Consider the following 21,257-nt stretch of genomic DNA (forward strand, 5'->3'; position numbering starts at 1 on the left):
AGGTTTTCTCCTTCATGCTTAGCGGCCACCGAACAGGACGGACGGGAGCCAGAGGGCGATCTGCGGGAAAATCACCACAAGGGACAGCCCGAGAATCTGCAGCCCGAGGAAGTGCAGCATGCCGATGTAGATATCCTTCAACTGCCAGTGTGGCATGACCCCCTTCAGGAAATAGGCCGACAGGGCCACCGGCGGGGTCAACCAGGCGGTCTGCAGGCAGACGGCCACCAGGGTGCCGAACCAAACGGGATTAATGCCCAGTTCCTGGATGACGGGGAAGACAACCGGGACAAGAATCAGGACGATCGGCGCCCAGTCCAGCGACCACCCGAGCACGAAGATGAAGCAGAGAATCACGATCAGCAGGGCCATCGGCGACAGTCCGAGGTCGAGCAGCCAGTCCGTGATCAGGTAGGGCGTTCCGAGAATGGAGAAGATGGCGCCGAAGTAGTTCGCTGCCGCAATCAGGAACAGCACCATGCTGGATATCTTCAGGGTCTGCGCCAGGGAGTCGCTGAAGTTTCTGAAGCTGAACTTGCGGTACGCGATGGTAAGCAGCAAGGCACCCAGGGCGCCCATTCCCGAGGCCTCGGTTGGCGTTGCAAGGCCCGCGAGTATGCTGCCAAGCGTTGCGGCAATCACCACGAACAGCGGCACGACACCCAACGCGAATTCCTTGGCGATGAACATGACGTTCGGCGCCCGCTTTTCCGGGGGCAAGGGGGGCCCCAGGCTCGGGTTCAGGAATGAGCGAATCATGCAGTAGGCGATAAAAAGCCCTGCAAGCAGTAGACCGGGGAAAATGACGGCCGCAAACAATCGCAGTACGGGAACCCCGATGATCGGCCCGAGCACGATCAGCATGATGCTGGGGGGAATGAGAATGCCCAGGGTGCCACCGGCAGCGATGGCTCCGGCGGACAGTCGCACGTCGTACCCACTTTTCTCCATCATTCGGCCCGCCATCAGCCCGATGACGGTGACCGAGGCACCCACGATGCCGGTCGCCATGGCAAACAGCGTGGAGGTGGACAGCACTGCGAGGTACAAGGAGCCCCGCACGCGCGCGAATAGCAGCTGAAAGGCATGGAACAGCCGTTCCATCAGCCCTGCGCGTTCCAGGATCAGCCCCATGAAGATGAACAGCGGGATAGCGGCAAGGGTGGTCATCTCCATGGTGCGTTCAACCTGCGTGATCATCAGGTTGAACGCGCGCATGCCAATGCCGCTGTAGCCGGCGATCACGGCCACGAACAATAGGGTGAAGGCTATGGGGAAGCCCACGATGATCAGCACGAAAAGTCCGGCTAACAAGGCGAGGCCAAGCATTTCCTCGCTCATGGCCATCTCCCCGTGATCAGGGCATGAAGACTCTTCGTGGTCTCGGAGAGCCCCTGCACGAGCAGCATAAGTGCCGCCAGAGGGATTACGGCGCGAAACGGATAGAGCACGGGACCCCACGCGCTGTGGATCGAGCGTTCGTTCAAACGCACCGCATCCTGAAAGTTATCCCAGCCGTACCAGAGCAGGAAGAACATGACCGGAAAGAAAAAGCCCACGTACGCCACTGTGTCGATCAGCCCCTGCCAGCGCACCGGCAGGCTGACGTAAATGAAGTCCGAGCGAATGTGTCCCTTGTGCAGCAGCGTGTATGCAGCCCCCAGCATGAACAGGCTGCCGTAGAGCATGTAAATAACGTCGTAGGACCAGAATAGCGAGCGGCCCATCATGTAGCGGCCGAACACCTCCGCCACCACGGTGATCATGAGCGGAACCAGCAAAAAGGCGATCAACCAGCCGGTCCAGTCGGTGAAGCTGTCTATGGCCCCGAGAAACCGCCGCAGTATTGGTGGCGTTGGCGGTGGTTGTTGCGCACCTGAAGCCGGGCGCCCCGTGCTTGCCTCGTTCAAGAGTCTCTCCCGGTCGGTATAGGCGGGCTGACACAAGCCAACGCGGCCCGGGGGCGGAAGGCCCCGAGGCTGCGCTGGCAACTGCCGAAGCCGGCGTCAGTCGATCAAGGCGTCTTCCGCCAGGCTGTCATAGGCGCGCAATACCTCCCCCCAGGACGGCTTGACCTTGCGGGCAAACTCGATCTGCGAATCCACGATGTTCTTGTAGATCGCGCTGTCCGCGGCATGGCGGTTGATCACCCGTTCCCCCGCCTGGACAAGCTGCGAGTTGATGTCCGCCGGAGTGGGGTGAACTTCGATGCCGAATTCTTCCTCGAAGCGGCGGATCATGTCGGCGTTGCGGGAGATGTCTTTGGTGTAGGTTTCGAGAATGGTTGCCATGGCCGCCGTGCGCACCATTTCCTTGTGGGTATCCGGCAAGCCGTCCCAGAAATCGCGGTTGATCACGATTTCACCCGTGTCCGTCCATTGGTGCACGCTCGCGAGATAGTAATGACTGAAAATGTCATGAAAGCCGAGGGGATAATCCTCCACGGGGTTGATCCAGCCGGCTGCATCCACCACGCCCCGCTCGGCGGCGGGCACGAGTTCCTGTGGTCCGATAAAGACGGTGGAGACCCCTGCCTCATCGAATATTTCACCCACGAGCCCGGGGGGCGTGCGGTAGCGCAAGCCGTCCATGTCGGCCATGCTCTCGATGGGTTTGTTGAACCAGCCAAGGGGTTGCCAGCCCGAGGGCGTTACGAAGAACGACACCACATTGACGCCGATTTCGTCCTGCAGCAGTTCATGGTAGAGATCGATGCCGCCGCCCTCGTACATCCATGACAGATGCGTGAGGCTGTCGAGGCCGGCCATCGCCCAGACTGGCGTGTTGCTGAACAGCGCCGTTGCGGGATGCTTGCCGGACCAGAACTGTGGCCAGGCGAACCCCGCCTCCAGAACACCGTCACTCACCGAATCCAGAATCTGGTTCGATGGCACGATGGCACCCCCCGGCAAAACCCGAACGTCAAACTCGCCGTTGGACATGATTTCCAGGCGTTCTCCGAAACGTTCAAGCATTTCGAAGGACATGGCTCCGGACGGGACAGCCGCCTGTATGCGCATGCGATAGGTGTCCTGAGCGGTCGCGACCGATGCGGACAAAATGCCTAGAGTAAGCGCCCCTACACTAAGGGTGGTCAGTGCCTTGCGGCTGATGGTGGGCAAAATCGTGCTCATGCTCTTTGTTCTCCAGGAGGTGGACTGGCACCAGGACCCCGCCAGCGAGGAGTTTGGGTTAGGTAGAGACGAGACTTCCCTATTTATTTATTAGAATAATCTGTAACTCATGTATCTGAGCTATCTGTTATGAGCATAGCGCGGTCGAAAATGCTGTCAACTCCGCAGAGTTGGCCGTGCGACGAGCGGTCTGTCGATCCCTCGCCCTTATTCTGGCCGCCGGTACCAGAACCAGCTCAGGCGCCGAAAGCGTCCTGCCACGGGGAACAGCACGAATGTCAGGAGCACCAGGACGTGCTGCCACGGTGCGAACCAGTGCGTCTTGCGGCCGGAACTGCGCACCGGCGGGGTCGAGAGTATCCCGAAGCGCAGCCCTTCCCGCCGCGCCAGCCGGGCCAGCCGCCTGGAGTAGTTGATCTCCTCCCCGGCGTAGATGCGCTCGTCGAAGCCGCCCATGGCCTCATGCAGGTCGCGGCGTACGAACAGAAAGCAGCCGGCGGCGAGGTTGAGTCGGCGTGCCAGCCAGTTCCAGACCGTGACCCCCGGCCGGTACACCGGATAGCGCATGTCGGTGAGTTCCAGCGGTGCGCCGCCGCCGCCCCAGCCACCATCCACGGCCCGCATCACCGCGCCGAGATGCGTCGCGTCCACCTGGGTGTCGGCATCGAGAAACAGCAGAATGCGGGCGCCGGCCCGGGCGGCGCCGGCGTTTCGGGCGCAGGCGATGCCGCGCCGCGGTTCATGCACGACACGGGCTCCCGCGTCCTTGGCCACCCTGGCGGTGTCGTCGTCGGAATCGTTATCCACCACGATGATCTCGGCAGCCACACCGCTTGCGGCCACGGCCTCGTGCAGGGCTGCCAGCGTGCCCGGCAGCAGTGCTGATTCGTTCCAGGCCGGTATGATGACCGACAGCGCGGGTGTGGCGGATGTGTCCGGCATCAGAACCTGCGGCTCGCCAAGCGGTCTGAGCAACACTGAAAAGGGAGAATGGCCATGCGTTTGTCAGCCCTGTTTGCCCTGTTGATCGGCCTTGCCGTCGCGCAGGCCCATGCCGGAGAGTCGACCGTGGATCGAGAGCGGATGTTCAATCATGAGCTGCGGCTGCTGCATTCCGACGACACCGTGAACCTGCGGGATGCCTACGATGGAGTACCGTTGCTGGTGGTGAATACCGCCAGCCGCTGCGGCTTCACCGGCCAGTTCGCCGGTCTGGAGGAACTGTATCAGGCCTATCGTGACCGGGGGCTCAGGGTGGTGGGCTTTCCCAGCAACGATTTCCGCCAGGAAGTCGATGACGAGGCGGAAACCGCCCAGGTCTGCCGGGTGAACTACGGCGTCACCTTCGACATGTTCGCCCCCATCAGCGTGCGCGGCGATCAGGCCCATCCGCTGTTCCAGGAAATCGCCCGCCAGTCGGAAGAACCGCGTTGGAATTTCCACAAGTACGTCGTCGACCGCGACGGTCAGGTGGTCGGCGCCTTCCCCAGCCGCGTGACCCCGGACAGCCGGGAGCTGCGCGAGGCCATCGAGGGTGTGCTGTAAGGACGATATCAACTCGCGCGGCGCACCCGCCGGTCGTTTGTGCCATTAGACTTGCAGGGCGGCATGACGACCGCCGAATCGGTGCGTTACGCGCTTCGCGCTAACGCACCCTACAGCAGGCACGTCCACACGTAGGGTGTGTTAGGCCGAAGGCCGTAACGCACCGATTCGGCGGTCGTTATCGGCACTGCGCCCGGTCGCATTATCCCGCCCCCCGATTCACCGCCCACACTGCGGCCTCCACGCGTGACCGCAACCCGAGCTTTTTCAGCAGATTCTTGACGTGCACCTTGATCGTGCCCTCGGTCACGTCCAGCTCCCGGGCGATCATCTTGTTGCTGAGCCCCCGGGCGATATGGCCGAGGATCTCCTGCTCGCGACCGGTGAGGTGGTCCTCTCCGTTATGGGGTTTGCTCGGGGGCTGCAGTGCCTGGGCGAGGGCGCCGGCCAGCCGTTCGCTCACCACCATGCCGCCGGCCGCCACCTGGCGCAGGCGCTCCAGCAATTGTTCCGGCTCCATGTCCTTGAGCAGGTAGCCGTCGGCGCCGGCCCGCAGCGCCGCCACCACATCGGCCGATCGGTCGGAGACGGTCAGCATCACCACCCGTGCATTGACGCCCGCCTCGCGCAGCGCCGCCAGCGTAGCCACCCCGCCCAGCCCGCGCATGTCCAGGTCCAGCAGGATGAGATCCGGGCGCGTCTCCCGGGCCAGGGGTAGCGCATCCTCGCCACTGCTGGCCTCGCCCACGTGCTCGAAGTCGGCTTCCAGTTCCAGCAATTGCTCCACACCACGGCGGAGCAGGGGGTGGTCATCCACCACGAGCACCCGGATCGGTGTCCTTGTCATGCGTTGGTCCCGGTGCGTGCTTCCGTATCCGTGTCCAGCGGGCACTGCAGCCGAACGCGGGTTCCGCCACCAGGGCGGGTCTCGACGCTGCACAGCCCGCCGAGATGGCGTGCCCGTTCCTGCATGATGCGGGTGCCGAAGTGATGAACGCGCTCGTAGTGCTCCGGTATGCCACAGCCGTCGTCGTCGATGAGCAGTTCGATACCACGCTCCTGGCTGAGCGTCAGGGTGACGGCGGCCTCGCGGGCATTGGCATGGTGCAGCACATTGGTCAGTGCCTCCCGGGCGACGTGAATCAGGTGCACCTCGGCGTTGGCATCGAGGCGGTGACCATTCATGCGGATGTCCAGCCCGACGGGGATGCCGCCCTGTCGTGCGAATTCCCGCACGGTTGCCTTTAGCGCCGTCTCCAGGTCCGGTTCATCCACCGACAGGCGGAAGTTGGCGATGAGATCGCGCAGGTGGCGATAGGCTGCGTTAAGTCCATGGCGCAGCTCGGCGAGCACCGCCGGAATCCGGTCATGCTCCTGTCGCTGTTCCAGGGTCTGCAGCCGGGAGAGCTGAATCTTGAGGTAGGACAGGGACTGGGCCAGGGAGTCATGCAACTCCCGGGCGATGATGGCGCGCTCTTCCAGCAGTGACAGTCGCCGCTGCTCCCGTGACTGCCGCCCCCGGGCAAGCCCGGTGGCAATCTGGTCGGCCACGGCCTCGAGCAGTCGCAGCTTCCACGGCTCAGGGATGTCGCCGGGGCCATGCTGCACGAACAGCGCGCCGAGCCGAGTTTCGCCGTCCAGCAGGGGAACGTGAATCTCGCCGGGCTCACTGCCCTTGCCAGGTCGTCCGGGCCTGTGGCTGGGCATGGCGCTTGCGTCCCGCTCGCCACTGTCACTGCAAATCCACTGGTCGCCGCTCTGCCCCTCGCCGTTCAGGCAGAGCCACACCGTGCCGGTGCCGACGACCTCCGCCAGGCGCGTGATCGTGCGTTGCAGGTTACGGGCTTCCGGCCCGTCGGGCGTCATGCTGCGGGCCAGTTCGTAGAGCAGCTTCAGCGCCTCGTTGCTGCGCCGCAGGTGTTGCGTCTTGACGCGGACGTCCCGCTCAAGCTGGCCGTGCATGCCCTCCAGGCTTTCCGCCATGGTGTTAAAGGCACGCCCCATGGCGCCCAGTTCGTCTTCGCCGGTGTGGGTGACCCGCACGGACATATCCCCCCGGCGGACCCGCACGGCGGCCCGTTTCAGTTCGCGCAGGGGGCCGACGAGCCCGGTATTCAGGCTGTACATGGTGGCAAAGACCAGGGCAATGGTGAGAAAGATTGCGATGCCCTGGATCAGGCGCAGCAGTTCAATACGGGTCTCCGCGTGTTGCTGCAGAGTCGCTACCAGCGTATTCAGCTCTGCCACGAAGGCGTCTGCCGCGGTTGCCGCGTTCGCCTCGTCGTTTTTCAGGGCTGGTTGCAGCTGGTTCGTCCACAGCCCGGTGATCTCACCATGCTTCCGCGCCAGCGCCGAATCGCTGTCGACAAGCTCGGCCTGCAGGGCCGGTGACTTGAGATTGCGTTCGAAGTGGTTCATGGCCTCTTGCAGCCCCTGCTGTTCATCACCCTGACGAGCCAGGTTCAGCATTCGGTAAGTCTGCATGCGCAGCGAACCGGCCTGGTTGATGGCGGCGGCATCATCCCTGGCGGTGTCGGCAATCATGATGGAGGCGATCATGGTGAACAGCGCCAGCCCGGCGATGGCGCCCAGCGATAGCCCCACCCGCAGGACCAGCGGCAGCGCCCGCATACCCCGTGCTTCGTGACTACCCCCAAAGATTCGGCTTCGTCTCATCCAGCCCTTCATCCACTCCGCAATCCATGCCTAAGTCATTCAATTTCAATGTTTAATGCCGCTCTCATCCAATACCTACTTGGAGGTAGGGCCCTGATCAGAATGAGTTTTCCCCAGTCAAGGGCATTGATCCGGATCAAGTCTGCGGTGATCGGCTGGACCTAGCGTCGGCGCTATCACAGTAGGAGACCGCCATGGTTTCGGATCGCCGCAAGCAACTGTCCGTGCTCACCGCCAACACCGGCGCCTTTACCATCTGTTTCGCGATCTGGGTGGTTTTCGGTGTCATCGGTAACCCCATCGCCGACGAAATGGGTCTGAATGAGACCCAGTTCGGCATTCTTACGGCCATCCCCATACTCACCGGCTCACTGATCCGGCTGCCGCTGGGCATGCTGGCGGATCGCATCGGCGGGCGGCCGGTGTTCGCCGCCACCATGCTGGCCACCGTCATTCCCATGTACCTGCTCCAGTTTGCAACGGCCTACTGGCAGTTGCTCGTGCTCGGCGCCCTCATCGGCGTCGCTGGTGGTTCCTTCTCGGTGGGTATCGCCTACACGGCGCGCTTCTTTCCCCGGGAGCAGCAGGGTTTCGCCATGGGGATCTTCGGCGCTGGCAACGCCGGGGCGGCGCTGACCAAGTACGTGGCGCCGACCATCGTGGTGATCTGGGGCTGGCAGGCGGTGCCGAGCGTCTACGCGCTGGCCATGCTGGTCACGGTGGTGCTGTTCTGGATCTTCACCTACCCGGAGCCGGAGCGCGCCCAGGTGGGTCAGGCCACCTTCGGCGAACAGCTCTCGCTGCTGCGCGACCCCAAGGTGTGGAAGTACTGCCAGTACTACTCGGTGGTGTTCGGTGGCTACGTCGCACTGTCCCTGTACCTGACCCGCTACTACATCATGGAATACGGCATCGGCCTGCAGCTTGCCGCCCTGATCGCCACCATCTTCGTGCTGCCCTCGGGTGTGGTCCGCGCGTTCGGTGGCTGGCTGTCCGACCGCTTCGGCGCCCACACCGTGACCTGGTGGTGCATGTGGTCGAGCTTCGTCTGCCTGTTCGTCATGTCGTATCCGTACACCGAGTACGCGGTGTATCAGCGCGACGGCACGGCGGTGACCTTCTCCTTCGGCGTCAACGTCTGGCTGTTCACGGCGCTGCTGTTCGTCGTCGGCATTGCCTGGGGTGTCGGCAAGGCCTCGGTGTTCAAGTACATCTCCGACGACTACGACCGCAACATCGGCGTGGTCTCGGGCATCGTCGGTCTGGCCGGCGGGCTCGGCGGCTTCCTGCTGCCCATCATGTTCGGCGCCCTGGTGGACGTCACCGGGGTCTCCAGCACCGTCTTCATGCTGCTGTTCGGCGTCACCGGCGTGTCTCTGATCTGGATGTGGTGGACCGAGCGCCGCGCCATCGTGATTCAGCGCGCGCAACTGGGCGATGCCGACTACCTCGCCGACCGGACTCTCTAGGCCTCAAACCCGCGGGTGATGACCATGGCAAGCACTTCGACCACTGCCAAACAGACCGGACCGGGACGCGTCATCGACGACTGGAGCCCGGAGGACAAGACTTTCTGGCAGGAGACCGGCAAGCGGGTGGCCAACCGCAACCTGTGGATCTCCATCCCCTGCCTGCTGCTGGCCTTCGCCGTGTGGATGGTGTGGTCGGTGGTGGTGGTGAACCTGCCCCGGGTGGGCTTCGAGTACACCACCAACCAGTTGTTCTGGCTGGCCTCGCTGCCGGGGCTCTCCGGCGCCACGCTGCGGATTTTCTACTCCTTCATGGTGCCGATTTTCGGCGGTCGCCGCTGGACCGCCATCAGCACCGCCTCGCTGCTGCTCCCGGCGCTGGGCATCGGCTTTGCCACCCAGAATCCGGACACCCCCTTCTGGGTCATGGCACTGCTGGCGGTGCTCTGTGGATTCGGCGGCGGCAACTTCGCCTCCAGCATGGCCAACATCTCATTTTTCTTCCCCAAGGCGGAAAAGGGCACGGCGCTGGGCCTGAACGCGGGCCTGGGGAACCTGGGGGTGAGCATCGTGCAGTTCGTGGTGCCGCTGGTGATCGTGGCCGGCGTGTTCGGCGCCTTCGGCGGCGAGCCGCTGACCTACGAGCACGGTGATGTCACCCGGCCCATGTGGCTGCAGAACGCGGGTTTCATCTGGGTGCCGTTCCTGGTGCTGGCGGCGCTGGCCGCCTGGTTCGGCATGAATGACCTGGCCAATGCCCGGGCCTCGTTCCGGGAGCAGGCCATCATCTTCAAGCGCAAGCACAACTGGATCATGTGCTGGCTCTACCTCGGCACCTTCGGCTCCTTCATCGGCTATTCCGCCGGCTTCCCCATGCTCATCAACAGCCAGTTCCCGGCGGTGGACGGCACCCAGTTCGCCTTCCTCGGGCCGCTGGTGGGTGCGTTGATCCGCCCCGTGGGCGGCTGGATGTCGGACAAGTGGGGCGGTGCCAAGGTCACCTTCTGGAACTTCGTGGTGATGGCCCTGGCGGTGGTGGGGGTGATGTGGTTTTTGCCCAGTGCCGCCGGTCCGGGCAATTTCTGGGGCTTTTTCGCCATGTTCATGGTGCTGTTCCTCACCACCGGCATCGGCAACGGCTCCACCTTCCGCATGATCCCCGTGATCTTCATGACCGAGCGCCTGCGCGACGTCGAGGGCAAGGGCGAGGCCGCCGAGAAACAGGCGGTGATCGACGCCAACAAGGAGGCCGCCGCCGTGCTCGGCTTCACTTCCGCCATCGGCGCCTACGGCGCGTTCTTCATTCCCCGCAGCTACGGCACCTCGATCTCGCTGACCGGCGGTGTCGAGGGGGCGCTCTGGGTATTCATCGCCTTTTACGTCAGCTGCATTGCAATCACCTGGTGGTACTACTCGCGCCGCAACGCGCCGGTGCCCTGCTGAAACACGAACCGAGAACGCGAGGAGACGACAATGAGTTTCTTTCTCGACCGACTGACCTTTTTCCAGCGTGTGGAGGGTGAGTTCTCCGACGGCCACGGTGTGACCACCGGGGATTCCCGCCGCTGGGAGGACGCCTACCGCAGCCGCTGGCAGCACGACAAGGTGGTGCGCTCCACCCACGGGGTCAACTGCACTGGCGCCTGCAGCTGGAAGATCTACCTCAAGAATGGCCTGGTGACCTGGGAGACCCAGCAGACCGATTACCCCCGCACCCGGCCCGACATGCCCAACCACGAGCCACGGGGCTGCGCCCGGGGGGCGAGCTACTCCTGGTACATCTACAGCGCCAACCGTCTCAAGCACCCCATGGTGCGGGGCCATCTGCTGCGGCTGTGGCGCGAGGCGCTGCAGCGTCACGACGACCCGGTGGACGCCTGGGCCTCCATCGTCGAGGACCCGGAAAAGAGCCGGCAGTACAAGTCGCGCCGGGGCAAGGGCGGGCTGGTGCGCTCCACCTGGGACGAGGTCAACCGGATGATTGCCGCCGCCAACGTCTACACGGCGCGCAAGTACGGCCCGGACCGCATCATCGGCTTCTCGCCGATCCCCGCCATGTCCATGGTGTCCTACGCCGCCGGCTCGCGGTACCTGTCGCTGATCGGCGGGGTCTGCATGAGCTTTTACGACTGGTACTGCGACCTGCCCCCCAGCTCGCCGCAGACCTGGGGCGAGCAGACCGACGTGCCGGAGTCCGCCGACTGGTACAACTCAAGCTTCATCATGATGTGGGGCTCCAACGTGCCCCAGACCCGCACCCCCGACGCCCACTTCATGACCGAGGTGCGCTACAAGGGCGCGAAGATCGTCACTGTCTGCCCGGACTACTCCGAGGCTTCCAAGTTCGGCGACCTGTGGCTGGCGCCGAGGCAGGGCACCGACGCCGCCCTGGCCATGGCCTTCGGCCACGTGATCCTCAAGGAATTCCACGTCGACAAGCCCAGCGCCTACTTCACCGACTACGCCCGCAAGTACACCGACATGCCCTGCCTGGTGCGGCTGGACAAGACCGACAAGGGCTACCAGGCGGGCCGGCTGCTGCGCGCCTCGGACTTCGACAAGTCCCTGGGGCAGAAGAACAACCCCGAGTGGAAGACGGTGGCCTTCGACGAGAAGAGCGGCAAGGTGGTGGTGCCCAACGGCGCCATCGGCTTCCGCTGGGGCGAGGACGGCCGCTGGAACCTGGAAGAGAAGGAGGCCGGCGGCAAGAAGACACAGCTCCAGCTTTCCCATCTGGAGGGCAGGGACGACGTGGCCGACGTCGGCTTCCCCTACTTCGGCGGCAAGGAGCATGAGCTCGGCCGCTTCACCCCCAACCCCCAGGAGGACGTGATCTACCGCAAGGTGCCGGTGCGCCGGATCCAGCTCGCCGACGGCGAGGAGGTGCTGGTGGCCTCGGTGTTCGACCTGATCACCGCCCACTACGGTGTGGATCGCGGGTTGGACTGCCCGAACACGCCGAGCAGCTATGACGATAACCTGCCCTATACCCCGGCCTGGCAGGAGCAGATTACCGGGGTCAAGCCGCAGCACGTGATCAGCGTGGCCCGGGAGTTCGCCCGCAACGCCGACAAGACCCAGGGCAAGTCCATGATCATTCTCGGTGCCGGCCTCAACCACTGGTACCACATGGACATGAATTACCGCGGCATCATCAACATGCTGGTGTTCTGCGGGTGCATTGGCCAGAGCGGCGGTGGCTGGGCCCACTACGTGGGACAGGAAAAGCTGCGGCCGCAGACCGGCTGGCAGCCGCTTGCCTTCGCCCTGGACTGGGCGCGGCCACCGCGGCACATGAATTCCACCTCGTTTTTCTACGCCCACACGGACCAGTGGCGCTACGAGAAGCTCCACGTCTCCGACATGCTCTCGCCGCTGGCTGACGCCTCCCAGTTCCAGGGCAGCATGATCGACTTCAATGTCCGCGCCGAGCGCATGGGCTGGCTGCCATCGGCACCCCAACTCGCCGCCAACCCGCTGGAGGTGGCGCGACAGGCAGCGGAGGCCGGCAAGGAGCCGAAGGACTACGTGGTGGAGCAGCTCAAGAGCGGTCGCCTGGCCATGGCCTGCGAGGATCCCGACAACCCGGTGAACTTCCCCCGCAACCTGTTCATCTGGCGCTCCAACCTGCTTGGCTCCAGTGGCAAGGGCCATGAGTACTTCCTCAAGCACCTGCTGGGCACGGCCCATGGTGTCCAGGGCAAGGATCTGGGCGAGGAGGGCGAGGAAAAGCCCATGGAAGTGGTGTGGCGGGACGAGAACACCGACGGGAAGCTGGATCTGCTGGTGACACTGGACTTCCGCATGTCCACCACCTGCCTTTACTCCGACGTGGTGCTACCGACCGCCACCTGGTACGAGAAGAACGATCTCAATACTTCGGACATGCACCCGTTCATTCACCCGCTGTCCGAGGCGGTGAGCCCCTGCTGGGAGTCCCGCAGTGACTGGGACATCTACAAGGGTATTGCCCGGACATTCTCCGAGCTTGCGCCGAATCACCTGGGCAAGGAAACCGATATCGTTGCCCTGCCCATCCTCCACGACAGCCCGGCGGAGCTGGCGCAGCCCTTCGATGTGCAGGAATGGCGCAAGGGCGAATGCGAGCCCATCCCCGGCAAGACCATGCCAAACCTGGTGGCGGTGGAGCGCGACTACCCCAACGTCTACGCCCGGTTCACCGCCCTTGGGCCGCTGATGGACAAGATCGGCAATGGCGGCAAGGGGATTGCCTGGAATACAGAGCACGAGGTGAAGCTGCTGGGCGATCTCAACGGCCGTCACCTGGGCGAGGGGGTGAACCGCGGCATGGCGCGCATCGAGACGGCCATCGACGCCGCCGAGGTCATCATGACCCTCGCGCCGGAGACCAACGGCGAGGTGGCGGTGAAGGCATGGGCGGCGCTCGGCAAACAGACCGGGCGGGATCACACCCACCTGGCCCTGCCCCGGGAGGACGACAAGATCCGCTTCCGGGACATCGTCGCCCAGCCGCGCAAGATCATCTCCTCGCCCACCTGGTCGGGACTGGAATCCGAGCATGTGTCCTACAACGCCGGCTACACCAACGTCCACGAGCTGATTCCCTGGCGCACCCTCACCGGCCGCCAGCAGCTCTACCAGGATCACAAGTGGATGCGTGCTTTCGGCGAGGGCTTCGTGCTCTACAAGCCACCGGTGAATATGCGCACCACCCAGAGCATCCAGGGGGTGCGGGGCAACGGTAACGAGGAGATTGCGCTGAACTGGATCACGCCCCACCAGAAGTGGGGTATCCACAGCACCTACAGCGAAAACCTGCTGATGCTGACGTTGTCTCGCGGCGGCCCCTGCGTATGGATGAGCGAGACCGACGCCCAGAAGGTCGGGATCGTCGATAACGACTGGATCGAGTGCTTCAACAGCAACGGTGCCCTGGTGGCCCGGGCGGTGGTCAGCCAGCGGGTGCCCGAAGGCATGGTGATGATGTACCACGCCCAGGAGAAGCTGGTGAACACCCCCGGATCGGAGATCAGCGGCGAGCGGGGCGGTATCCACAACTCCGTGACCCGGGCCGTGCTCAAGCCCACCCACATGATCGGCGGTTACGCCCAGCTCAGCTACGGCTTCAACTACTACGGCACTGTCGGTTCCAACCGGGACGAGTTCGTGGTGCTGCGCAAGATGAACCGGGTCGACTGGCTGGAAGGCGACGACGAAAGCATTTACCAGGCGGAGGAGCAGGCATGAAAGTCCGCGCACAGATTGGAAAGGTACTGAATCTCGACAAATGCATCGGCTGCCATACCTGCTCCGTGACCTGCAAGAACGTGTGGACGTCGCGCGAGGGCATGGAGTACGCCTGGTTCAACAACGTCGAGACCAAGCCCGGCATCGGCTACCCGAAGGATTGGGAGAACCAGGACAAGTGGAAAGGCGGCTGGAGCCTGCGCAAGGGGGATCTGCAGCCCAAGGCGGGTGGCAAGTGGCGGATATTCGCCAATCTCTTCGCCAACCCGGATCTGCCCGGCATCGACGACTACTACGAGCCGTTCAACTACGACTACCAGCGGCTGCACAACGCACCAGACTCCAAGCACCAGCCGGTAGCCAAGCCCTTCTCGGCGCTCACCGGGCAGCCCATGGACAAGATCGAGTGGGGACCGAACTGGGAGGAGATCCTCGGCGGCGAGTTCGCCAAGCGGTCGAAGGACTACAACTTCAAGGACGTGGAAAAGCAGATGTACGGGCAGTTCGAAAACACCTTCATGATGTACCTGCCCCGGCTCTGCGAGCACTGCCTGAACCCCACCTGCGTGGCGTCCTGCCCCTCCGGCGCGATCTACAAGCGGGAGGAAGACGGCATCGTTCTCATCGACCAGGACAAATGCCGCGGCTGGCGCATGTGCGTCTCCGGCTGTCCCTACAAGAAGATCTACTATAACTGGCAATCTGGAAAGTCGGAGAAGTGCACCTTCTGTTTCCCGCGCATCGAGGTGGGCCAGCCCACGGTGTGTTCCGAGACCTGTGTAGGGCGGATTCGCTACCTGGGCGTTGTGCTCTACGACGCGGACCTGATCAAGGAAGCGGCTTCAACTGCCTCCGAGCAGGATCTCTACGAGCAGCAGATGCGCATCTTCCTTGATCCCCACGACCCGGCGGTGATCGAGGCGGCGCGCAAGGAAGGCATCCCCGACGACTGGCTCGAGGCGGCCAAGCGCTCCGCGGTCTACAAGATGGCCATGGACTGGAAGGTGGCCTTCCCGCTGCACCCGGAGTACCGCACCCTGCCCATGGTCTGGTACATCCCGCCCCTCTCGCCCATCCAGTCGGCGGCGGATGCCGGGGCCATCGAGACCAATGGCCTGATCCCGGATGTGAAGTCCCTGCGTATCCCCGTCAAGTACCTGGCCAACATGCTCACCGCTGGCGATGAACGGCCCGTGATCAAGGCCCTGGAGCGCATGCTGGCCATGCGTCACTTCAAGCGCAGCCAGACCGTGGATGGCGAGCCTGACTACAGCGTGCTGGAGCGGGTCGGCCTCAGCGAGGAGATGGTGGAGGACATGTACCGGATCATGGCCATCGCCAACTACGAGGACCGTTTCGACATCCCCACGGCGAAGCGTGAGCTGTCCCTGGATGACGCCTACGGGGAGCGGGCGGGCTGTGGCTTCAGCTTCGGTGATGGTTGTCAGACCGCCAGCACCGGGTCCACGCCGACGGACATTTTCGGTGGCAAGCGGGCCAGCCGGCGGGCATTTCCTGCCAAGGTCGAATTCAAGACCCGCAAGCCGGAAACCGAGCGGGAGGAGTCGTGATGCAAACGCTCAAGGCCATTGCCGTGATGCTGCACTACCCGGATGAGACGCTGCAGCGCCATGCCGGCGAACTGGTGGACATGGTGGGTGCCGAGCGGCGGCTGTCCTCCGTGACACGCCGGCAACTCATCGATCTGATCCGTCATTGGCAAAGCGAGGATCTGCTTGATCTGCAGGCCGCCTATGTGGGCCTGTTCGATCGCAGCCGTGCATTGTCCCTGCACCTTTTCGAGCACGTTCACGGCGAGTCCCGGGATCGGGGGCAGGCCATGGTGGATCTGCAGGACATCTACCGGAAGCAGGGCCTGGACATCGCCGCCAATGAGCTGCCGGACTACGTGCCGCTGTTCCTGGAGTTCTGTTCCCGGTTGCCCGAGCAGGATGCCCGGGAGTGGCTGCAGGAAGTGGCCCATCTGCTGTTGTTGCTGCATGGGCGCTTGCAGCAGCGGGAAAGTAGTTACGCGGCGCTGTTCCAGGCGCTGCTCGAACTGGGTGAAGTGGCGGAGCCGGATGCCGATTTCCGCCGCCAGCTCAGCGAGGAAGAGCGGGACGATACCCCCGAGGCGCTGGATCGTGTCTGGGCGGAGGAGCCGGTGATCTTCGGCCCCACCGATGGCTGCGGTGGCGCCAGGACCAACACTGGCCAGGCGGTACCCGTGGAGTGGACTGACCGTCGCAAGACCGTGACCGAGGAGTCATAACATGTACCTCTACCTTCATGAACTCGCCTTTGGTGTCTTCCCCTACATCGCGGGAAGCGTGTTCCTCCTGGGCAGCTTGCTGCGCTACGAAAAGAGCCAGTACACCTGGCGGACAGGCTCCAGCCAGATGCTGTCCAATGATCCCCTGTTCCGGCTTGGCAGCTATCTGTTCCACATTGGCGTGATCGCGTTGTTCTTCGGGCACCTGGTGGGGCTGCTGACACCCTACGCCGTGTACACGGCTCTCGGCATGACCTCCGGCGCCAAGCAACTCCTCGCCATCCTCATCGGCGGGTTCTTCGGGGTCATCTGCCTCGCGGGCATGTTGATTCTGGCCTACCGGCGCACGGTGAATCCCCGGGTGCGGCGTACCGGCAGCCCCATGGACATGTTCATCCTGTATCTGCTGTTCGCCCAGCTCGCCACCGGGTTGCTGACCATCTTCGTGTCCACCGGCCACCTGAGCGGGGAAGTCATCGTGCAGATCTCCACCTGGGCGCAGCGTCTGGTGACCTTCCAGCCTAACGCGGCGGACACCATCATCGATGTCCACTGGATCTACAAGATCCACATGTTCCTCGGGATGGTCATGTTCTTCATTTTTCCATTCACCCGGCTGGTGCATGTGTGGAGCGTGCCTTACGGGTACATCGGCAGGGCGTACCAGGTGGTGCGTCGGCGGACGGCCATGTGAAGTGGTGACTGTGCCGTGGTTCGGTTGGGTTGGTTCGGGGTTTATCGTCGGGGACACGCCGTGAACCCATCCATGGGGGCTCGACAGCGACATCCCTGTCGCTGACGGTCCCCGACGATAAACCCCGAACCAACCCAACCGAACCACGGCGACTTGTTGAGGGTTTGACGGGAGGAGCGGGGTGGCTTTCAAGGACCGTATGCGAGAGGGACCTCGCATACGAGCCTACATGGATGTATTTACGGCGTGTCCTTGAAAGCCATCCCGCTCCTCCCGTCAAACCCGGCCCCCGATCAAAGCCCACGGAGACACACTGATGAGCATTCAAGTCAATGGCCGGGAGATCAGCTCCCGGGAGATCAATATCGAATCGGCGCACCACCAGGAACCGGGCGCTGACCCGCGCCATGCCTGGCGGCGGGCTGCGGTGGCGCTCACGGTGCGGGAACTCATGCTGCAGCGAGCCCGGCAGGTAGACCTCACCGTGCCGGACGACCCTGAAGGGCAGGATGCGGCGCTGGATGCACTGGTGGAGCGTGAGGTGAACATGCCTGCCGCCGAGGAGGACGAGTGTAGACGCTGGTACGAGCAGAACCTCGAAGCCTTCCGCAGCCCCGACCTGGTGGAGGTCAGGCACATCCTGCTGGCGGCGGCGCCAGAAGACATGGATGGCCGTGATGTTGCCCGGGAGCAAGCAGAAGCACTGCTGAGCCGACTGGAGCAGGAGCCTCGCGCATTCCCGGCAATGGCGGCTGCCCATTCCCGGTGTTCGTCCTCGGCGGAAGGAGGTCACCTGGGGCAGGTCAGCCGTGGCCAGACGGTGCCGGAATTCGAAGACGTGGTGCTGCGCCTGCCGGTTGGTCTTGCCGGCCGGCCGGTGGAAACCCGCTACGGCTTTCATGTGGTGGAAGTGCTGCAACGGATACCCGGCGAACAACTGCCCTTCGACGCCGCAAAGACCAAGATCAAGGAGTACCTGGAAGAGCGAACCCGCCGCCGCGCCATTCATCAGTATATTCGCCTGCTGGCGGGCGAGGCCGACATCAAGGGAATCGACCTGGATGCCAGCGAATCAATGCTCATCCAATAGACGGAGCAAATTGATGCAAATCACGAGTTTCGATGACCTGAAAACGGCCGGGCTGGCGGAGCCCGAGCCCCAGCGCCTACTGATCTTGCTGCTGCGGGCGGACCCGGGCCCTGATGGCAAGGCCGTGACACGGAAAGGCGTGACGCGGGGTCGAGGCACCCTGACGCCGGTAATGGCCACCGATCTGGAACTGACGCCCCGGCTCAATCTCGCCGCCATCATCGAAGAGGCGGACAGCCTGGGTGAGCCCTGGCAGCTCATGATGGTCTCAAGTCTCGGTGGGCGAAACGGCCACATGCCCACGACGGAGGATGCGGGAGGTTACCTCGAGGGAATGGTTCAGGCGGTTCGCGAAGGGCATGACCTGTCCCGGTACGCGGTCTTCGATCGCGCAGGGAGTCCGGTGAAACTGCAAGCGGAGGACTAAGCTAAGACAGACAGGCATGGTACCGGAGGTGCATGTCATGACTGACTTTGTCGATGAACTGCTCTGTGAACACCAGGAAATTCGGCGCGTCCTGAATGTGGTGGAGAGTCAGCTTGACCTTCTGCATGCGGACGATGATCCGAACTGGGAATTGCTGCTGGATGCCATGTACTACCTGACTCGGTATCCCGACCTGTTTCACCATGGTTTCGAGGACGTGGTGTTCCGACAACTGCATCGCCGGGATGCGGCTGCCCGTGAGTTCGTGCAGGATCTTGGCCGTGAGCATGGCCTGTTGCATGAGTTGGGGATGGCGTTTCTCGCCCTGTGTGAAGACGTGGATGCAGAAACCATGGTGCCCAAGGACAGGCTGGAACATGCCGGGCGATGCTACGTGACTGCCCAGCAGCGGCACATGCGCAAGGAAGAACAGACTGTTTTCCCGCGCATTCGCCACAGCCTGACCGAGCAGGACTGGCTTGAAGTGCAGCATGACCTGGAGCGCCTGGCGCAAGCCCGAGCCGGCGCCGACACCATGAGCGACCAGTTCAAGCTGCTTCACGCCCACTTGATGCCGGAGACCGAGGCGTGAGTATCCCGATAGGCCGGTTTGCGGTGCGTTACGGCCTTCGGCCTAACGCACCCTACGATTGGCACGGCGCAACGACATGACAACCGGAATCCGTCGCCTCAGGGCACCAGCACGATCTTGCCCCGGGCGCCGGGTTCCATGACCGAGACATGAGCCTCGGCGGCCTGTTCCAGCTTCAACTCCCGGGCAATGACCGGTTTCAGCGACCCGTTGCGCAGGCCAGCGCCGATGGCCGCATGGGCGCTGCGGTACTCCTCCGGCGTCACCAGGGCCAGGGCAGCGCCCAGCACCTGGGCCCGGCGCTGCATCAGGTTGCGGGCGTTGATCTCCACGTCACCCCGGCTGCCGATGACCACCACGCGACCGCCATGGGCCAGCGCTGGCAGATCGACACCCAGGTTGGCGTCGGCCACCATTTCCAGGATCACGTCCACGCCACGTCCCCCGGTGGCTGCCAGGGCGGCATCCATGTGTTTGGGATCGCGGTGATCCAGCACCACGTCAGCGCCCTGATCGGCCAGCAGTGCACGCCCGGCCTCGGTGCCGCCGGTGGCGATGACGGTCAGCCCGGCGGCTTTCGCCAACTGCAACGCGGCAATACCCACACCACCGGTCGCACCATGAATAAGTACCGTCTCACCGGCGATTCCGTGACCGCGCTGAAAGAGGGCATGGTAGGCAGTGGTGTAGGGAACGCCGATACCCGCGCCCTGTTGAAAGCTGATCGAATCCGGCAGCGGGTGGACCTTGCTCTGGTCCGCCAGGGTCATCTCGGCGTAGGCCCCGGAGAGCGTGCCGGCCACGTAGACCCGGTCGCCCACGGCAACGCGATCCACGCCTTCGCCGACGGCGGCCACGGTGCCTGCGGCGTCGTGGCCGGGCGTGTAGGGGAGGTCGGGCAGTTTTGCGTATTGGCCGGCGCGGATGTAGGTCTCAACCGGGTTGATGCCCACCGCCTGTACTTTTACCAGCACCTGACCGGGAGCCGGTTTCGGGTCGGCCACGGTGTCGAGCTGCAGGGCCTTGGGTTCGCCAAATGCATGGACGCGGATTGCTTTCACGGTGCCTCCAGTGATTGTGAGTCAGGCTGTGGCGGAAAGCTGCGCATGATGCCATATCCGGCATTGCGGTGGCAGACAGGGCCCCGCGATGAGCAACGGACACCCGCTTCCCACGTCCGACGCGACGCGGCGCGGCAAGCGGAGGTCAGGCGGCTTCTGCGGTGTCAGCCGTGGCAGCCGCAGTTCTTGTGGCCGCAGCCATTACCCTCACTGTGGCCATTCGCGCAGGCTTCGCCACAATAAGGGCGACCGTCACGCTGGATCGCCTCGTTCGGGTTCACGCGGCAGACGCAATCGGGGCAGGCGCACTTCACCTTGTCGGAATCACTCATGGTGGTCTCCTTGCTCTTCATGGATGTGCTCGACCATGTTCTGCAACATGGTGCGCACGTGGTCGTCACTGACGACATACATGACGCGACGCCCCTCGCGAGCGCCTCGCACCAGCCGGGTTGCCCGCAGCAGCCGCAAGTGGTGACTCACCAGGGACGACGTTGCGTTCACCTGGCTGGCAATTTCGCTGACGCTCAGGGGGGCATCCATGCAACTCAGGACAATTCCGAGCCGGGTCGGATCGCTCAGCATGCGGAACATGTCGCCCAGTTCAGTCAGTTGATCGTCGTTCACGCGCGTCATGGAGGGAGTATGTGCACATATGAACAGTTGTTCAAGTATTATTGCTTTGCCTGTGACTAAGTCACTGACCGCCCTGCGCTCCTCCGCCTATGCTGCCCCATGAAACGCACCGCGTTTCTTCAACTCGGAGAGGCTTATCATGTTCCAGCGCAATGTCGGCGGCATTGACCGCATCGCCCGGGCCGTTCTGGGCCTGGCCATCCTCAGTCTGGTCTTCGTCGGGCCGCAGACTGCGTGGGGCTGGCTCGGCCTGATCCCGCTCGCCACCGCGGCTATCGGTTACTGCCCGGCCTACTCGCCCTTCGGCTTCAGGACCTGCAGAAGCTGACGGCGACGTCGAACCGATGACACACCGCGCGTTCTGCCCTGGCGGAACGGTGTACCTGTGTAGCCGGGCGGCCCCGGGGGCGACTACGCTTGTGTGAGAACTGC

Annotated in this window: 20 protein-coding genes; 11 read left to right on the forward strand and 9 right to left on the reverse strand. The window is 63.7% G+C overall.

Features of this window, described 5'->3' with window-relative positions; all coding sequences use genetic code 11:
* Positions 1-18 precede the first annotated feature (18 nt).
* From J2T57_RS03075 to J2T57_RS03090, 4 genes are all read right to left on the reverse strand, one after another.
* Positions 19-1,341, reverse strand: a complete 1,323-nt coding sequence (locus J2T57_RS03075) for a TRAP transporter large permease (RefSeq protein WP_253474021.1) — start codon at positions 1,339-1,341, stop codon at positions 19-21.
* Positions 1,338-1,910, reverse strand: a complete 573-nt coding sequence (locus J2T57_RS03080) for a TRAP transporter small permease subunit (protein ID WP_253474024.1) — start codon at positions 1,908-1,910, stop codon at positions 1,338-1,340. Before J2T57_RS03080 ends, J2T57_RS03075 begins: the two co-directional genes overlap by 4 nt.
* 96 nt (positions 1,911-2,006) lie before the next feature.
* Complete coding sequence (locus J2T57_RS03085; RefSeq protein ID WP_253474027.1) at positions 2,007-3,134, reverse strand: TRAP transporter substrate-binding protein; 1,128 nt, start codon at positions 3,132-3,134, stop codon at positions 2,007-2,009.
* A 207-nt stretch (positions 3,135-3,341) separates the two neighbouring features.
* The gene (locus J2T57_RS03090) at positions 3,342-4,076 is read right to left on the reverse strand and encodes a glycosyltransferase (protein ID WP_253474217.1); all 735 of its coding nucleotides are present in this window, start codon (positions 4,074-4,076) and stop codon (positions 3,342-3,344) included.
* Positions 4,077-4,130: 54 nt separating this feature from the next.
* Between J2T57_RS03090 and J2T57_RS03095 the strand changes: the two genes are divergently transcribed.
* The gene (locus J2T57_RS03095; RefSeq protein WP_253474030.1) at positions 4,131-4,679 is read left to right on the forward strand and encodes a glutathione peroxidase; all 549 of its coding nucleotides are present in this window, start codon (positions 4,131-4,133) and stop codon (positions 4,677-4,679) included.
* A gap of 202 nt (positions 4,680-4,881) precedes the next feature.
* On the opposite strand, the gene narL is transcribed toward J2T57_RS03095, so the two are convergent.
* Together narL and J2T57_RS03105 are read right to left on the reverse strand one after the other, a co-directional pair.
* A complete protein-coding gene (narL, locus tag J2T57_RS03100; protein WP_253474033.1) occupies positions 4,882-5,526 on the reverse strand; it encodes a two-component system response regulator NarL in 645 nt (214 codons plus the stop codon).
* On the reverse strand, positions 5,523-7,355 hold the full coding sequence (locus tag J2T57_RS03105; RefSeq protein ID WP_253474036.1) for a HAMP domain-containing protein: 1,833 nt from the start codon (positions 7,353-7,355) through the stop codon (positions 5,523-5,525). Before J2T57_RS03105 ends, narL begins: the two co-directional genes overlap by 4 nt.
* 194 nt (positions 7,356-7,549) lie before the next feature.
* Here J2T57_RS03105 and J2T57_RS03110 point away from each other — a divergent pair, with 194 nt between their 5' ends.
* The 9 genes from J2T57_RS03110 (at position 7,550) to J2T57_RS03150 (ending at position 19,128) form a co-directional block, all read left to right on the forward strand.
* Positions 7,550-8,824 carry an MFS transporter gene (locus J2T57_RS03110; RefSeq protein ID WP_253474039.1) on the forward strand — a complete coding sequence of 425 codons (1,275 nt, stop codon included), beginning with the start codon at positions 7,550-7,552 and terminating at the stop codon, positions 8,822-8,824.
* 24 nt (positions 8,825-8,848) lie between these two features.
* Positions 8,849-10,267: a NarK family nitrate/nitrite MFS transporter gene (locus J2T57_RS03115; RefSeq protein ID WP_253474042.1), complete on the forward strand. Its 1,419-nt coding sequence runs from the start codon at positions 8,849-8,851 to the stop codon at positions 10,265-10,267.
* 30 nt (positions 10,268-10,297) lie between these two features.
* Positions 10,298-14,053 (forward strand): nitrate reductase subunit alpha, encoded by a 3,756-nt coding sequence (locus tag J2T57_RS03120; protein ID WP_253474045.1) that lies wholly within the window; start codon positions 10,298-10,300, stop codon positions 14,051-14,053.
* Entirely contained in the window at positions 14,050-15,624 is a 1,575-nt protein-coding gene (gene narH, locus J2T57_RS03125) for a nitrate reductase subunit beta (protein ID WP_253474048.1), read from the forward strand. The genes J2T57_RS03120 and narH overlap by 4 nt, the downstream gene beginning before the upstream one ends.
* Positions 15,624-16,325 carry a nitrate reductase molybdenum cofactor assembly chaperone gene (gene narJ / locus J2T57_RS03130; protein ID WP_253474051.1) on the forward strand — a complete coding sequence of 234 codons (702 nt, stop codon included), beginning with the start codon at positions 15,624-15,626 and terminating at the stop codon, positions 16,323-16,325. The genes narH and narJ overlap by 1 nt, the downstream gene beginning before the upstream one ends.
* A 1-nt stretch (position 16,326) precedes the next feature.
* Positions 16,327-17,019 (forward strand): respiratory nitrate reductase subunit gamma, encoded by a 693-nt coding sequence (gene narI, locus J2T57_RS03135; RefSeq protein WP_253474053.1) that lies wholly within the window; start codon positions 16,327-16,329, stop codon positions 17,017-17,019.
* 316 nt (positions 17,020-17,335) lie between these two features.
* Positions 17,336-18,109 (forward strand): peptidylprolyl isomerase, encoded by a 774-nt coding sequence (locus tag J2T57_RS03140; protein WP_253474055.1) that lies wholly within the window; start codon positions 17,336-17,338, stop codon positions 18,107-18,109.
* A 13-nt stretch (positions 18,110-18,122) separates the two neighbouring features.
* Positions 18,123-18,536, forward strand: coding sequence for a hypothetical protein (locus tag J2T57_RS03145; RefSeq protein ID WP_253474057.1), 414 nt, complete (start codon positions 18,123-18,125; stop codon positions 18,534-18,536).
* Between the two features lie 37 nt (positions 18,537-18,573).
* Positions 18,574-19,128 carry a hemerythrin domain-containing protein gene (locus J2T57_RS03150; RefSeq protein ID WP_253474059.1) on the forward strand — a complete coding sequence of 185 codons (555 nt, stop codon included), beginning with the start codon at positions 18,574-18,576 and terminating at the stop codon, positions 19,126-19,128.
* Positions 19,129-19,226: 98 nt separating this feature from the next.
* Here the strand turns inward: J2T57_RS03150 and J2T57_RS03155 are convergent, their stop codons facing one another.
* The 3 genes from J2T57_RS03155 to J2T57_RS03165 form a co-directional block, all read right to left on the reverse strand.
* Positions 19,227-20,189, reverse strand: coding sequence for an NADPH:quinone reductase (locus J2T57_RS03155; protein WP_253474061.1), 963 nt, complete (start codon positions 20,187-20,189; stop codon positions 19,227-19,229).
* Positions 20,190-20,353: 164 nt separating this feature from the next.
* Positions 20,354-20,521 (reverse strand): metallothionein, encoded by a 168-nt coding sequence (locus J2T57_RS03160; RefSeq protein WP_253474063.1) that lies wholly within the window; start codon positions 20,519-20,521, stop codon positions 20,354-20,356.
* Complete coding sequence (locus J2T57_RS03165; RefSeq protein ID WP_253474065.1) at positions 20,514-20,825, reverse strand: ArsR/SmtB family transcription factor; 312 nt, start codon at positions 20,823-20,825, stop codon at positions 20,514-20,516. The genes J2T57_RS03160 and J2T57_RS03165 overlap by 8 nt, the downstream gene beginning before the upstream one ends.
* Before the next feature lie 139 nt (positions 20,826-20,964).
* Here J2T57_RS03165 and J2T57_RS03170 point away from each other — a divergent pair, with 139 nt between their 5' ends.
* Positions 20,965-21,153: a YgaP family membrane protein gene (locus J2T57_RS03170; RefSeq protein ID WP_253474068.1), complete on the forward strand. Its 189-nt coding sequence runs from the start codon at positions 20,965-20,967 to the stop codon at positions 21,151-21,153.
* Positions 21,154-21,257: the final 104 nt, after the last annotated feature.

The sequence above is a fragment of the Natronocella acetinitrilica genome (assembly GCF_024170285.1).
Taxonomy (GTDB): Bacteria; Pseudomonadota; Gammaproteobacteria; order Nitrococcales; family Aquisalimonadaceae; genus Natronocella; species Natronocella acetinitrilica.